Annotated in this window: 15 protein-coding genes and 1 other RNA gene; 11 read left to right on the plus strand and 5 right to left on the minus strand. The window is 65.5% G+C overall.

Annotated elements, in window-relative coordinates; all coding sequences use genetic code 11:
• Positions 1 to 32: 32 nt before the first annotated feature.
• From ABQZ00_RS02790 to ABQZ00_RS02840, 11 genes are all read left to right on the plus strand, one after another.
• Positions 33 to 716, plus strand: a complete 684-nt coding sequence (locus ABQZ00_RS02790) for a thermostable hemolysin (RefSeq protein WP_503064232.1) — start codon at positions 33 to 35, stop codon at positions 714 to 716.
• Positions 713 to 2,209: an AMP-binding protein gene (locus ABQZ00_RS02795; RefSeq protein WP_323537654.1), complete on the plus strand. Its 1,497-nt coding sequence runs from the start codon at positions 713 to 715 to the stop codon at positions 2,207 to 2,209. The genes ABQZ00_RS02790 and ABQZ00_RS02795 overlap by 4 nt, the downstream gene beginning before the upstream one ends.
• Positions 2,206 to 2,880: an iron-containing redox enzyme family protein gene (locus tag ABQZ00_RS02800; RefSeq protein WP_323537653.1), complete on the plus strand. Its 675-nt coding sequence runs from the start codon at positions 2,206 to 2,208 to the stop codon at positions 2,878 to 2,880. Before ABQZ00_RS02795 ends, ABQZ00_RS02800 begins: the two co-directional genes overlap by 4 nt.
• Entirely contained in the window at positions 2,880 to 3,713 is an 834-nt protein-coding gene (locus ABQZ00_RS02805) for an SDR family oxidoreductase (RefSeq protein WP_323537652.1), read from the plus strand. Before ABQZ00_RS02800 ends, ABQZ00_RS02805 begins: the two co-directional genes overlap by 1 nt.
• On the plus strand, positions 3,700 to 4,362 hold the full coding sequence (locus ABQZ00_RS02810; protein ID WP_323537651.1) for a hypothetical protein: 663 nt from the start codon (positions 3,700 to 3,702) through the stop codon (positions 4,360 to 4,362). Before ABQZ00_RS02805 ends, ABQZ00_RS02810 begins: the two co-directional genes overlap by 14 nt.
• A gap of 22 nt (positions 4,363 to 4,384) precedes the next feature.
• Entirely contained in the window at positions 4,385 to 5,074 is a 690-nt protein-coding gene (locus tag ABQZ00_RS02815) for a response regulator transcription factor (protein ID WP_323537650.1), read from the plus strand.
• A gap of 17 nt (positions 5,075 to 5,091) precedes the next feature.
• Positions 5,092 to 6,453, plus strand: a complete 1,362-nt coding sequence (locus ABQZ00_RS02820) for an ATP-binding protein (RefSeq protein WP_323537916.1) — start codon at positions 5,092 to 5,094, stop codon at positions 6,451 to 6,453.
• Between the two features lie 273 nt (positions 6,454 to 6,726).
• Positions 6,727 to 7,092: a BlaI/MecI/CopY family transcriptional regulator gene (locus tag ABQZ00_RS02825; protein ID WP_323537649.1), complete on the plus strand. Its 366-nt coding sequence runs from the start codon at positions 6,727 to 6,729 to the stop codon at positions 7,090 to 7,092.
• On the plus strand, positions 7,082 to 8,371 hold the full coding sequence (locus tag ABQZ00_RS02830; protein WP_323537648.1) for a TonB family protein: 1,290 nt from the start codon (positions 7,082 to 7,084) through the stop codon (positions 8,369 to 8,371). Before ABQZ00_RS02825 ends, ABQZ00_RS02830 begins: the two co-directional genes overlap by 11 nt.
• Positions 8,368 to 8,952, plus strand: coding sequence for a hypothetical protein (locus ABQZ00_RS02835; RefSeq protein ID WP_323537647.1), 585 nt, complete (start codon positions 8,368 to 8,370; stop codon positions 8,950 to 8,952). Before ABQZ00_RS02830 ends, ABQZ00_RS02835 begins: the two co-directional genes overlap by 4 nt.
• Positions 8,953 to 9,110: 158 nt before the next feature.
• Positions 9,111 to 9,186, plus strand: a non-coding RNA gene (locus ABQZ00_RS02840) — sX9 sRNA.
• Between the two features lie 134 nt (positions 9,187 to 9,320).
• On the opposite strand, the gene ABQZ00_RS02845 is transcribed toward ABQZ00_RS02840, so the two are convergent.
• The 5 genes from ABQZ00_RS02845 to ABQZ00_RS02865 form a co-directional block, all read right to left on the minus strand.
• Positions 9,321 to 9,935, minus strand: coding sequence for a molybdenum ABC transporter ATP-binding protein (locus tag ABQZ00_RS02845; protein ID WP_323537646.1), 615 nt, complete (start codon positions 9,933 to 9,935; stop codon positions 9,321 to 9,323).
• Entirely contained in the window at positions 9,935 to 10,621 is a 687-nt protein-coding gene (gene modB / locus ABQZ00_RS02850; RefSeq protein WP_193589405.1) for a molybdate ABC transporter permease subunit, read from the minus strand. The genes ABQZ00_RS02845 and modB overlap by 1 nt, the downstream gene beginning before the upstream one ends.
• Before the next feature lie 16 nt (positions 10,622 to 10,637).
• Positions 10,638 to 11,414: a molybdate ABC transporter substrate-binding protein gene (gene modA / locus ABQZ00_RS02855; protein ID WP_115559121.1), complete on the minus strand. Its 777-nt coding sequence runs from the start codon at positions 11,412 to 11,414 to the stop codon at positions 10,638 to 10,640.
• A 73-nt stretch (positions 11,415 to 11,487) separates the two neighbouring features.
• Positions 11,488 to 12,312, minus strand: coding sequence for an MBL fold metallo-hydrolase (locus ABQZ00_RS02860; protein WP_323537645.1), 825 nt, complete (start codon positions 12,310 to 12,312; stop codon positions 11,488 to 11,490).
• 13 nt (positions 12,313 to 12,325) lie between these two features.
• Positions 12,326 to 13,204, minus strand: a complete 879-nt coding sequence (locus ABQZ00_RS02865; RefSeq protein ID WP_503064263.1) for a S1/P1 nuclease — start codon at positions 13,202 to 13,204, stop codon at positions 12,326 to 12,328.
• Between the last annotated feature and the right edge of the window lies 1 nt (position 13,205).

Below are 13,205 nucleotides of genomic sequence, written 5' to 3' on the forward strand. Positions count from 1 at the left end.
GGCTCATGGTGACGTAATCGAGCGCGCCCAGGATGCGCAACATGATCACTTCAACCACCCCCGCTGGTTTTTGCTCCCGCCATGGATTTGCCAGTGCCAGCCTGGTCGAGGCCACGCACGCACAGCGCCAGGAGGTGGAACAGTTTATCGCTGGGGTCTATCTGCGTCGCTATGGCGCGCAGCTGCGTAGCTTCTTGCCGCAGCTGCTGGCCTATCGCGATACCAATGGAGTGCTGCTGGCGGCGGTAGGCGTGCGGCTTGGCAGTGCCGGTCGCCTGTTTGTGGAGCAATATCTGGATGGCCCAGCCGAGTCGGCGCTGGCTGGGCGGATGGCGGTGCCTGTCGCGCGCTCGGGCTTGGCCGAAGTCGGCAACTTCGCCGCGATCAGCTCCGGCAGTGCGCGCGCGCTGATCCCGCAGATGACCCATGCGCTGCATCACGCGGGCGTACGTTGGGTGTTGTTCACCGCAACCCGGACCTTGCGCAATACCTTCGATCGGCTGCAGCTGCAGCCGGTGGCCCTGGCGCCAGCGTTGCAGTCGCGTGTGAAAGACGACGGCACCGAGTGGGGCAGTTACTACGCCACCCATCCACAGGTCCTGTGCGGCGATGTCGTCGCCGGTCATGCGTTCCTGCTTGCGCGGCAGGCGCTGCATCCGCAGGCCGCGCGCTGGGGTGTCGAGACGACGCTTTGCCAGGCCGGAGTAGGCGCATGAGCGCGCGGTTCGCCGCGCTGCTCGGCGCCCTGCATGGCCATACGCCGCGGGTGCTGACCGCCGCAGGCAGCCTGGATGCGCAGGACCTGTCCGATGCCGTGGTGGGGCTGGCCGCACGCCTGCAGACAGCAGGGCTGACATGTGTGGCCAGCCGCCTGGACAACGGCCCGGGCTGGTTGATCCTGGATCTTGCGCTGCGCCTGATCGATGCGGTGCACGTACCGTTGCCGACGTTCTTCTCAGATGCGCAGGTGGTGCACGCGTTGATGTCCAGCGGCGCGCAATGCGTCGTGACCGACGCGGCAGCCTCCGCGCCTCCAGGCACCCATGGCGCGATGGCGGCGCTGCAGTTCGATGCACTGCGCGCCTGGCGGGTGGAAGCGCTCGCGCAGACCATCGTGCTGCCGGCCGACACCGCCTGCATCACCTACACCTCAGGCACCACCGGCCGTCCCAAGGGCGTGTGTCTGTCGGCCGACAGCCTGTTGACGGTGGCCGGCGCGTTGGTGGATGCATCGGCCGCGATCTCGCCGCGTCGGCATCTGTGCCTGATGCCGTTGTCCACCTTGCTGGAAAACGTCGCCGGGCTCTACGCAACCTTGCTGTCCGGGGCGCAGGTCGCGCTGCCGTCGCTGGCGGAAATCGGCTACAGCGGCGCCAGCGGGCTGGATGTGCCGACGCTGCTGCGGTGCCTGCAGCGTTATCAACCGGAGAGCGTGATCCTGGTTCCGCAGTTGTTGTTGGCATTGGTCAGTGCGGCGGAGCAGGGCGTGGCGCTGCCTGCATCGTTGCGCTATATCGCCGTTGGCGGCGGCCACATCGGCCCGAGTCTGCTGGCGCGCGCCGCTGCGTTGGGCCTGCCGGTGTTCGAAGGCTATGGGCTGACCGAATGCGGCTCGGTGGTCTGTCTCAACCGTCCCGGCGCGCTGCGTCCAGGCAGCGTCGGGCAGCCGCTGGCGCACGCCCAGGTGCAGATCGTCCATGGCGAGATTCACGTCGCCGGCGTGCATGCGCTGGGCTATCTGGGCGAACAGCCGATGCCGTCGGGACCGGTGCGCACGGGCGATCTCGGGCGGGTGGACAGCGATGGGTTCGTCCATATCACCGGGCGGCGCAAACATGTCTTTATCACCGCGTTCGGTCGTAACGTCTCGCCGGAGTGGGTGGAAAGCGAATTGCTGCAGCATCCGTTACTCGCCCAGGCCGTCGTCTGGGGCGAAGCGCAGGCCGACAACGTCGCGGTGCTGTGGCCGCGTCGTCCCGATACCAATGATGCGGCGCTCGCCCGGGCGCTGGCCGAGGTCAACGCCGGCTTGCCCGACTACGCACGCGTGGCGCGTTTTGTGCGCGCCGATGCTCCTTTCAGCGCACATGACGGCCTGCTCACGGCCAACGGCCGCCCCCGGCGCGACGCAATCCTGGCGCGCTACCAATCCGACGTCGATTGCAGCTATCGATGGCCGGCCACTGTTTCTCTCGGAGTTTCACCATGACCTTCTACACATCCCTGCTGGCGCAGACCCAGGCCGAGCGCGAACGCATGACGCAGGTGCCGATCATCCAGGCCGCACTCGTCAGGCAGATTGCGCGCGAGGATTATGTGGCGTTTCTCGCGCAGGCCTACCACCACGTGCGGCATACCGTGCCGCTGCTGATGGCCTGCGGCGCGCGGTTGCCGGCGCGGCTGGAATGGCTACGCGAAGCCATCGGCGAATACATCGAAGAAGAGATGGGCCATCAGGAGTGGATCCTGGACGATCTGGTGGCGTGCGGCCAGGCGCGTGAGGCGACCGTGCTCGCCGGGCCGTCGCTGGCAACCGAACTGATGGTCAGCTACGCCTACGACACCATCCAGCGCGGTAACCCGGTCGGTTTCTTCGGCATGGTGCTGGTGCTGGAAGGCACCAGCGTGGCATTGGCTACGCGCGCGGCCAATCAGATTGCCCAGTCGCTGGAATTGCCGCGCAACGCCTTCAGCTACCTGCTCTCGCATGGCGATCTGGATATCGAGCACGCCGGTTTCTTCGAAGGCCTGATGAATCGCCTCGACGACCCGCTCGACCAGCAAGCAGTCGTGTATGCGGCCAAGCGCTTCTACGTGTTGTACGGCGACCTGTTTCGCACCTTGCGCGCCGATGGCGTGCGTCTGGCGGAGGCGGCGTGATGGATCTTCGGGGCAGGTGCGTGATCCTCACCGGGGCCAGTGGCGGTATCGGCAGCGCGTTGTGCGCGCAGCTGGTCGAGGCGGGTGCGACGGTGGTGGCGGTCGGGCGCACGCCGGCGACCTTGCAGCGCCTGGCCGACATGCAGCCGGCTGGTCGCGTGCTGCCGGTAGCGGCGGATCTCGCCAGCGCAGCGGGCCGTGCGTTGCTGCTGACACGGGTACAAGCGCTGCAGCCCGCACCATCAGTGCTGGTCCTTGCGCATGCGCAAAGCCACTTCGGGCTGTTGCAGGAGCAGGATCCGGCCGCCCTGGAGGCGTTGGTGCATTTGAACCTCACCGCGCCCATGCTGCTGGTGCAGGCGCTGCTGCCAGTCTTCCTGAGGCAGCCGGAAGCGGCGATGGTGGCGGTCGGTTCCACGTTCGGCAGCATCGGTTTTGCCGGTTTCGCAGCCTATAGTGCTAGCAAATTCGGTTTGCGCGGGCTGTTCGAGGCCTTGGCCCGCGAACATGCAGATACGCAGGTGCGCTTTCAGTATCTGGCGCCGCGTGCCACTGCTACCAGCTTCAATCCTGCCGCTGTCGATGCGCTCAACGTGGCGTTGGGTACGGCCGTGGACCGGGCGGAGGATGTTGCGGCAGCGCTGTTGCAGTCGATTGTGCGTGGCGATGCGCGTCGGCAGTTGGGCTGGCCGGAAAAACTATTTGCCCGGCTCAACGGTGTGCTGCCCGAATTGGTGGACCGTGCGTTGCGCAAACAACTTCCCCTCATCCGCGGCCATGCGCAGCCCGGCAGCGTGGCGGCCACACAGGAGCTTTCGCATGAATCGCAATGACTGTCAGCTGCGCATCTTGGCCGCACTGGCGATGTGGGTGACGACCGGTGCCAGTTGGGCGGCCGGTCTGGCGCCGCAGGTGGCGCAGCTACAGGACCGCTGGGCGGTGATCGCCTACCAAACTTCCAAACCAGAGCGGGTTGCGGCGCTGGAAGCGCTTGCGCAGCAAGGCGAGAAGGTCCGTCATGCCTTGCCGGACGATGCCGATGCCTTGATCTGGGACGGCATCGTGCGCTCCAGTCTGGCAGGCGAAAAAGGCGGTCTGGGCGCATTGGCGCAGGTCAAACTCGCACGCACGGATTTCGAGGAGGCGATCAAGCGCGCACCGCGCGCGCTCGATGGCGCGGCCTACACCAGCCTGGGTGCGCTGTATTACCAGGTGCCTGGTTGGCCGATCGGATTCGGCGACGACGCCAAGGCGCGCACCTTGTTGTATCAGGGTCTGGCGATCGATCCGGACGGACTCGATAGCAATTATTTTGTCGGCGATTTTCTGCGTGATCAAAAGGATTGGGCCGGTGCCGCAAAGGCCTTCGAGAAAGCCGCTGCTGCGGCGCCCAGACCAGGCCGGCAGATTGCCGATGCCGGCCGCCGCAAGGAGCTGGCCGCCAAGTTGGCAGATGTGCGCGCGCAGCTTGCCAAGCACTGAGCCGCCTTACAGACTGCTTCACATGCGCATCTTGTTGGTCGAAGACGATCTTTCGCTGGGCGAAGGCATCCGCACCGCCTTGCGGCGCGCCGCCTATGCAGTGGACTGGGTACATGACGGTGTCAGTGCGTTGATGGCCTTGCAGGAAAACACCCTGGACCTGGTGATCCTGGACCTGGGGTTGCCGCGCATGGATGGGATCGAGGTCATTCGCACCGCCCGCGCCCGCGCGCTGGATACGCCGATCCTGGTGCTCAGCGCACGCGAGCGCGCCGCCGATCGTGCGCTGGGCCTGGATGTGGGCGCCGACGATTACCTTGGCAAGCCCTTTGATATCAACGAGCTGCTGGCGCGAACGCGCGCACTGCTGCGACGTGCAGCCGGGCGTGCGCAACCCACCTTGCAGGCCGGCGCGCTGCGGCTGGATCCGGCCGCGATGTCGGTGCGCTGGCACGGCCGCGATCTGGATCTGACCCGACGCGAATTCGCCCTGCTTTGGCTGCTGATGGAGCAGCACGGTCGGCCCATCGGACGCGAACGCATCCAGCAACATCTCTATGGATGGGACGAAGACGTCGCAAGCAATGCAGTGGACGTGCACGTGCATCAGCTGCGTCGAAAACTCTCGCCAGCGCTGATCCGTACCGTGCGCGGCATCGGTTACGCGCTCGACGAACAGGCCGCCCAGGCCGCCGCCGTGCCGCCGCAATGAATTCGATCCGTCGCGTGCTGTTGCTGGCCTTGCTCGGCGTTTTGTCGTTGCTGATGTTGGCTGCAGCCGGTTTCAGCTATCGCGCCGGCCTGCAGGAAGCTGGCGAAATGTTCGATGCACGCCTGGTGCAATCGGCGCGCGTGCTGGTGTCATTGGTCGATGAGCCCTTGGGCGATCTGCCGCAGGGCGAGCCGATCGTGATCCGTGGATGGCACGGGCAGGCGCAAGGCGTGGGTGAAGCGCTGGCGTTCAAGGACGGCCATGCCTACGAAACCAAACTGGCGTTTCAGGTGCGCAATGCTGGCGGCGCGTTGCTGTTGCGCTCTGACAGTGCGCCTGCGCAGGCGCTGGCGCCGCTGCACGCCGGCTATGCAGATGTGCAACTGCCCGATGGGCAATGGCGTACGTTTACGTTGCACTCGGCCGGTGGGCGTTGGTTTCAATCGGCCGAACGCGCCGACATCCGCGAAGAGCTTGCCGAAGATATTGCGCTGGGCACGTTGTTGCCGTTGCTGATGGCATTGCCGTTGATGGCGCTGTTGATCTGGGCCGTGGTGAACTGGGCCACGCGCTCGCTGGTACGGGTCTCCGACGAGATTGGCGAACGCGACCCGAAGCGTCTGCAGCCGCTGCAGCCGCAGCACATGCCGCGCGAAGTGCATGGCTTGGTACGTGCGGTCAACGGGTTGATGGACCGCGTGCAGGAAGGGTTGGAGCGCGAACGTCGCTTCATCGCCGATGCTGCGCACGAACTGCGCACACCGATTGCGGCGTTGAAAGTGCATGCGGCCAATCTGCGCCTGGCCGCCGACGCGCAGGAACGTGACGAATCGCAGCAGCAACTCGATGCCAATGTGCTCCGCATCGAGCGCATGGTGGCGCAATTGCTTGCCTTGAGTCGGGTCGAAGCAGTCACTGCCTTGCCACGGCGCAGCGTGAGCCTGGATACCTTGGTGCGCAGCGAATCCGAAGACGTGTTGGCGGTTGCGTTGCAGCGACAGCAAGACGTGGAGCTGGCACTGCAGCCGGTGCTGGTGCTCGCAGACGAATCCGCACTGTCGCTGCTGTTGCGTAACCTGCTGGAAAACGCGGTGCGCTACACACCGCCGGGTGGCCGCATCCGGATCAGCACACACGCCGAACCGGTGCCGACGTTGGTCGTGGAAGATTCCGGACCGGGTATCCCGGAAGCTGCGCGCGGACGTGTCTTCGACCGCTTCCATCGAGAGCTGGGTACCGGCGTGGAAGGCAGCGGCCTGGGTCTTTCGATCGTGCAGGACATTGCCCAGGCGCACGCAGCACAGGTCCATCTGGACGACGCGCCAACGCTCGGCGGCTTGCGTGTCAGTGTGCGATTTGTGGACAGTTCCGCCGACTGAAGTATCCGGGTGTTGCGCCGTGCGTCTGGCTCGGGATCCACGGCCGGTGCCCCGTGCGTTTCGCAGGGAGTGCTGAAATAGCGGCCCGGCGCAGCCATGTGGTGGGCATGTTGCGGAGCGTCGACGCGCATACGCAGACACCTGCCCACAGGCATGCCAAAAAATTGCAGTGCAGGCAAAGCCGGCGCTGGTGGATACCGCAAAACGTACGAGTCGCGCTTGACAAGACGTGCGTTCACGGCTGTAATCGATAAAAATTACGGATGTAATCGCATGACGATCAGCGATGCGGAAGCGGTGGTGATGCAGGTGCTCTGGGACCATTCGCCGCGCACGGCGGACGAGGTGGTTGCCGCGTTGGCGCAGACCCATTGGGCCGAGCCCACCGTCAAGACCTTGCTCAACCGGTTGCTCAACAAGGGCGCCATCGCAGCGCAAAAAGAGGGGCGCAAATACCTCTACACGCCGCTGTTGCAGCGCGATCACTGGGTGCAGCAACAAAGCGAAGGGCTGCTGCAACGTCTGTTCGGTGGGCGGGTTGCGCCGCTGGTGGCGCACTTCAGCGAACGCGGAAAGCTCAGCGCCTCCGACGTTGCCGAATTGAAGCGTCTGCTCAAGGAGTTGGACGATGAGCCCTGATGCGCTGATGTGGCTGCGCGCCACGCTCTACACCACGGTTGCGTTGCTGGCGTGCCTACTGCTGCGCCGTCCACTGCGTACCTGGCTGGGCGCCACGGCAGCTTATGCACTCTGGGCCAGCGTACCGCTCGCGTTGCTGGCGGCATTACTGCCTGGCCCGTCAGTGGGTGCGGTGGTAGTGCAGCTGCCGGCGCTGGCCGCCATCCCGTTCGCATCAGATGCCGGCACTGGCGCGCCAGGTGTGCAGCAGTGGCTTGTCGCGGTGTGGCTGGCGGGCGCCGTACTGAGCGCGGTCATCATGTGGCGTGGCCAGCGGCGCTTCATGCGCAGTCTCGGTCCGCTGCATGCGTTGGACAAGACGCTGTGGCTGGCCACGCATGATGTCGGTCTGCCGGCCTCGCTCGGACTCTGGCGTCCGCGGATTGTGCTGCCGATGGATTTCACCACGCGCTACAGCGCCGACGAGCGTGCGTTGATCCTGGCCCACGAGCGACTGCATCTGCGCCGTGGCGATCTGCATACCAACCTGCTGGCGACCGTGCTGCTGTGCATGGGCTGGTTCAATCCGCTCCTGCATCTAGCGTGGCGTGCATTCCGGCTGGATCAGGAGCTGGCGTGCGATGCCGCTGTGCTTGCGCGCCATCCGGACAAGCGTCGCAGCTATGCAGGGGCGATGCTCAAATGCCAACTGGGCGACAGATGGTCGCCGTTGGCGTGCCACTGGGCCGCGATGCATCCGTTGACGCAACGCATTGCCGCGCTACGTGCGCCTGCGCTGGAGGTGCGGCGTGCACGGTGGAACGTGCGCATGGTGGTCTCGCTTGTGACCGTCGCCAGTCTTGCCTGTTGGGTCATCCAGCCTGCGCGTCTGAGCGCGACACCGACGCCAGGTAATGCAGTGGATTTCAGCACGATGCCGCCGCCCCGCTATCCAGCCGAAGCGATCGCTGCAAACCTTGCCGGCCTTGTCGAGTTGCAGATCGATGTCAGCCCGAACGGCGCACCCGACAACGTCGTGATCGTGCACAGCCAGCCAGCCGGAGTGTTCGATCAGGCCGTGCTAGAGGCAGCGCGTCACTGGCGCTTCAAGCCCGCGATTGCAGACGGCAAGCCAGTAGCTTCCCGGGTACGTGTGCCGGTCCGGTTCGAGCTGGATCCGCCGGAACAGGCGGGTGCATCCAGCGATGTTGGCGGCGACCAGCGCCTTGCGTCGCAATCCAGTCGCATCGATGACTGCGTGGCATCCACAGGATGCGCAAAAAAAGGAGCACTGCAATGAAGTACGGTCTGGCATGGTGCAGCCTCGTCGCGCTGAGCCTGTGCGGATGTGCAACGCAGCGCATGGCGGAGCAGGAGCGTAGCCAGCGTGAGGATTCGGTAGATCAACGCATGCTGCCGCCGCAATCAGGTGGTGGTGGCGCTGCTGCGATAGCCTCGTACACGCTGGCGGAAGCGCAGCGGTTCCGCATGCCGCGCGCCTTGCGCAGCGAGACCCCGATGCTGCCTGCCGATTCGCCACGCCAGACCTTGTCGGCAACCACGGTATGCGCACACGTGATTCTTGCCGACGACGGCGCAGTGCAACGCGTGGACCCACTGTCCGATCGCGACGAGTGCGTGGCCGGGCGACTGCCGGAGAACACCGACCTGCTGCAGGCTGTGCGCACAACCGTGCAGCACTGGCAATTCGTGCCGGCCGCACTGTGCACGTATGCACCGGGTGTCGCACAGCCTGCGGCGTTGGATGATTGCAGCGGCGCGACGCATGAGGAGCCGGTACCAGTGACGTTGTCGTTCGCGTTTACCTTCGAAGTGCGGCAAGGCAAGGTGAGCGTGCGTACCGGCAAGGTTGCGCAATGAAGGGGCGTGATTGTGACGCTTGATTTCGGCGTGGGTGGTGACAGCTGTCGCGCAGCAGTGATGTTCAAACGGTCATCCTAGAGGCGCTGGTTTAGCCAAGAGCAGCTAACAAAACGACTGCGCTCACCGCCGCGAGCGCGTCCGGTGCTCGCGGCGGTATGTACCACGCGTACACTCCAGTTCCTCCGCGCCGTCCACACCTACCTGACGACTGCTCGCTACGTTTCATAAGCCGCTCTATAGCGCGGCAATCATCTGCATCGTGCAGACGATAACTCGCGGATCACCGTAATGGGTGTCGGCTCAACACGAGTGCTGGCGGCATATAGCGGACAGCCCGCACCGCCGCCTTGTCGCTTATCACCGTCTCACTCCAACACATGCACGCTGTCGGCAATGCGCTGCACTTCATCCGGGTTGTGGCTGACGTACAGCATCGGCAGACGGATCTCGTCGCGCACGCGCTGCAGGTAAGGAATCAATTCTTCGCGGCGCGCCTGGTCCAGTGCAGACAACGGTTCGTCGAACAACAGGATGGCCGGTTGCGACAACAAGGCGCGGCCGATGGCCACACGCTGCGCCTCACCACCGGACAGGTTGCGCGGGCGGCGGTGTAGCAGCGGGGCGATACCAAGCAAGGCCACCACGTCGTCGAATCCGAACGGCGCCGCACCACGCGCATGCCGACCGTAGTGCAGGTTGCGCCGCACATCCAGATGCGGGAACAGCCGCGCATCCTGAAACACATAGCCAATGCTGCGTCGATGCGTCGGCACGTCCACGCCCAGCGCGTGATCGAACAGGCAGCGCCCATCGATGCGGATATGCCCGGCGTGCGGGCGCACCAGGCCGGCAATCGCATTGAGCACGGTGGTCTTGCCGGCACCGGAGGGGCCAACCAATGCCACCACGCGTGCGTCGTCCTGGATACGGATGCGCCGCTGAAAATGGCCGCGTTGCAGCTGCAGATCGAGATCCAGCATCACTCGTCCTCGCGACGGTACTGTCTGCGCACCAACCACTCGGACAACAACAGCGCCGCCAGCGAGATCGCCAGCGCCACGCCGGCCAGGCGCCATACGCCTGATTCCATGCCCGGCACCTGCATCAAGCCGTAGATGGCCGACGACAGCGTCTGCGTTTCGCCGGGGATATTCGACACGAAGGTGATTGTGGCGCCGAATTCGCCAAGCGCCTTGGCGAACGCCAGCACCATGCCGGCCACCAGGCCCGGCCACGCCAGCGGCAGGGTGATGCTGAAAAATACCCGCCACGGGCCAGCGCCAAGGGTTGCGGCGGCCGCTTCCAGGCGGCGGTCGGTGGCTTCGATCGACAGCCGGATCGCGCGCACCATCAACGGAAATCCCATCACCGCGCAGGCCAATGCTGCACCGGTCCAGCGAAACGCAAACTGCACACCGAGGTGTTCCAGCAGCCAGCTGCCGATCGGCCCCTGTGTGCCCAGCATCACCAGCAACGCATACCCGGTGACCACCGGCGGCATCACCAGCGGCAGATGCAGCAATGCGTCCAGCAGCGCCTTGCCCGGAAAGCGGCGCCGCGCCAGCAGCCAGCCGCAGGCGATGCCCGGCGGCAGGCTGGCGATGGCGGCAACCAGCGCGACCTTCAGGCTCAGGCCGATCGCGGTGATTTCTTCAGCGGTGAACATCGACAGGCGGCGTGCCTCAATCCTTCAACGAAAAGCCGCGACGCACGAAGATCGCCTTGGCCGGCTTGCTGCTCAGCCACTGCACGAACTTGGCGGCATCGCGCGTGCTGCTGTTTTTCAGGACCGCCACCGGATACACGATGGCGTCGTGGCTGTCTGCGGGGAAGGTAGCGACCACGCGCACCTTGGGGTCGGCGCGTGCGTCCGAGCCATAGACGATGCCCAGCGGCGCTTCGCCGCGCGAGACCAGCATCAGCGCGGCGCGCACGCTCTCCGATTCGGCCAGGCGGTTGCTCAGCCCATCCCACTGGCCCAGTTTGCGCAGCGAGGCGGCGGCGTATTTGCCGGCCGGCACGCTGTTGGTCTGGCCCACTGCCAGGCGTCCATTCTCGCCAAGCGCCTTGACGATGGCGCCGGGTGTGCGTGGATCCACCCGCACCTTACTGGTGGCCGGTGCGATCAGCACCAGCGTATTGCCGAGCAGGTTACGGCGCTGCGCCGGCACGACCAGGCCGCGCTGCTGCAGGTAGTCCATCCATTCCAGGTCGGCCGAGAAAAACACATCCGCCGGTGCGCCTTGTTCGATCTGCCGCGCCAATGCGGAACTCGCCGCATACGACACCCGCACCGGCGTACCGGAGGCTTTTTCGTAAGCGGCGGCGGCCTCGTCCATCGACTCCTTGAGGCTGGCGGCGGCGAATACGGTGACCGGCGGGGTCTGCGCAGCGGCCAGGACGGGCAAAGCGAGCATCAACGCACACAGGGCGCGCTGCCAGAAACCGATCGTTCGCATGGGAATGTCCAACCGAGGGAAGGCACCGATCATAGCGGCTGCGCCCGACCGGCGTGGCGAACGCCAACGGGCGCTACGGAGCCACGTCCTCGCAACGGCCCGCCTGAAGGTTTGCCTGCAATGCCGGCCGGATCAGTTTCGGCTCGGGCAGGGTGGCGTCGCGTGCCTGTCGTTGGGTAACGAATGCTTCGACATCGACGCCATCGCGCACATGGACATTGCTGCGCCGCTGCTCGCCAATGGTGGTCTGATGCGCCACCGCCCGGCCACCGGGACCATAGTCATGGCAGACGAACACGCGGGTGTCGTCGGCAAGTGCGTACAGGCGCTGGATCGATGCGTACAGCTGTCGCGCATCGCCGCCGGGAAAATCGCAGCGCGCGGTGCCCGCGTCGGGCATGAACAACGAATCGCCGGGAAACAGCGCATCGCCGATCAGATACGCAATGCTGTCGCTGGTGTGCCCGGGCACCGCAATGACGCGCACCTCGATGCCGCCAAGCAGAAAGCGTTCGTCATCGGCAAACAGATGGTCAAACTGCGAACCATCGGGGCGAAAGTGCTGCGGCAACGCATAACGCGGCGCCAGCGTCTGCTGCACCTGGCAAATTCCCTCGCCGATCCCGACCCGCGCCTGGGGCCACTGTTGCTTCAACCACTGCGCGGCCGACAGATGATCGGCATGCGCGTGGGTTTCCAGCAACCAGTGCACGTGCCAGCCGCGTTGCCGGATGGCATCGACGATGGCCTGCGCGGCGTGGGTCCTGATGGCGCCGGTGTCCGCTGCATAGTCCAGGGCCGGGTCGATCACCGCCGCCGCGCCGGACGCCGTATCGGCGACCACGTAGGTGAAGGTGCTGCTGTCGGCATGGAAGAACGCAAGAACCTCGGGCTGCATCGCTGTCTCCACGTTAGGGAGTGGCCAACGCGGCGTTGAGGACGGCGGCCAGTCGGTCGCCCGCCAGCCGCAACTGCGTCTCGGCAATCGGACGATAGGTGGCGATGTAGTTGGCCGGCAACACGTGCGCTGCCGGATACACGCCCGGCGTAACGGCGATCTTGCACGACGCCTGCGCCCAGGCCGCAGCAGGCGGCGGCAGCGCGGGAGAGACTGCCGTGGCCGCAGGCAGCGCCAGCAGGCGTTGCAGGTAGGCATCGTCGCTGAGGTGGCGGTCGTTGAGCATGCCGCTATCCCACAGCGCATGCAGGTTGCTGCCCTTGCCGTCGACCTGCAGCTGGAAATCGTTGCCGCCCTTGTCGTGCGCATAACCGGCGTGCATCGGCTGATGGATATCGCCGACAAAATGCACCACAAACTTCAACGCCTGACGGCGCGCGTCCAGCGGCTGGCGACGGTCGGCAAGCACGGCAGTCTGGCGGTCGAGTGCGGCGATCACGCAGTTGCCATCCGGGCAATCGCGCGCCTGCGCATAGCCGCAGTCGTGTTCGGCGAGGTTGACGTAATGCCACGGCCCCGAGCGCTTGCCCAGATCAGGATCGTGTTCGCGCAATTCATCGGCCCAGCTCGCGACCCCATGCAATGTCGGGTCCGGCTCGCCGGCAAGCAATTGCGCCACTTGCGCGCGCGCCTGCGGGCTCAATTCGGTTTCGGCAACGCGCGCCACCAGACGGTGGCCCTGCGGGCCCCAGGCGAACGCGGTGACGGGCTGGATGGCCGCGGTCAGCGCCACGGCAAGCACAACAAGAGAGGGGGAGAACGTCTTCATCCCCCGATTGTACGCAACCGTCCGGGACGGTTTGATGGCTGTTGTTGCCACGTCGCCGCGCATC

This window comes from Xanthomonas sp. WHRI 10204, from assembly GCF_040202875.1.
Lineage (GTDB): Bacteria > Pseudomonadota > Gammaproteobacteria > Xanthomonadales > Xanthomonadaceae > Xanthomonas.

Coding starts and splice junctions, on each gene's coding strand:
- ABQZ00_RS02860 (WP_323537645.1), bottom strand. CDS start 12,312: ATGCAGCCCGAGGTTCTTGCGTTCTTCCATGCCGACAGCAGCACCTTC.
- ABQZ00_RS02800 (WP_323537653.1), top strand. CDS start 2,206: ATGACCTTCTACACATCCCTGCTGGCGCAGACCCAGGCCGAGCGCGAA.
- ABQZ00_RS02790 (WP_503064232.1), top strand. CDS start 33: ATGCGCAACATGATCACTTCAACCACCCCCGCTGGTTTTTGCTCCCGC.
- ABQZ00_RS02815 (WP_323537650.1), top strand. CDS start 4,385: ATGCGCATCTTGTTGGTCGAAGACGATCTTTCGCTGGGCGAAGGCATC.
- ABQZ00_RS02865 (WP_503064263.1), bottom strand. CDS start 13,204: ATGCGCGGCGACGTGGCAACAACAGCCATCAAACCGTCCCGGACGGTT.
- ABQZ00_RS02810 (WP_323537651.1), top strand. CDS start 3,700: ATGAATCGCAATGACTGTCAGCTGCGCATCTTGGCCGCACTGGCGATG.
- ABQZ00_RS02835 (WP_323537647.1), top strand. CDS start 8,368: ATGAAGTACGGTCTGGCATGGTGCAGCCTCGTCGCGCTGAGCCTGTGC.
- modB (WP_193589405.1), bottom strand. CDS start 10,621: ATGTTCACCGCTGAAGAAATCACCGCGATCGGCCTGAGCCTGAAGGTC.
- ABQZ00_RS02825 (WP_323537649.1), top strand. CDS start 6,727: ATGACGATCAGCGATGCGGAAGCGGTGGTGATGCAGGTGCTCTGGGAC.
- ABQZ00_RS02830 (WP_323537648.1), top strand. CDS start 7,082: ATGAGCCCTGATGCGCTGATGTGGCTGCGCGCCACGCTCTACACCACG.
- modA (WP_115559121.1), bottom strand. CDS start 11,414: ATGCGAACGATCGGTTTCTGGCAGCGCGCCCTGTGTGCGTTGATGCTC.
- ABQZ00_RS02795 (WP_323537654.1), top strand. CDS start 713: ATGAGCGCGCGGTTCGCCGCGCTGCTCGGCGCCCTGCATGGCCATACG.
- ABQZ00_RS02845 (WP_323537646.1), bottom strand. CDS start 9,935: ATGCTGGATCTCGATCTGCAGCTGCAACGCGGCCATTTTCAGCGGCGC.
- ABQZ00_RS02805 (WP_323537652.1), top strand. CDS start 2,880: ATGGATCTTCGGGGCAGGTGCGTGATCCTCACCGGGGCCAGTGGCGGT.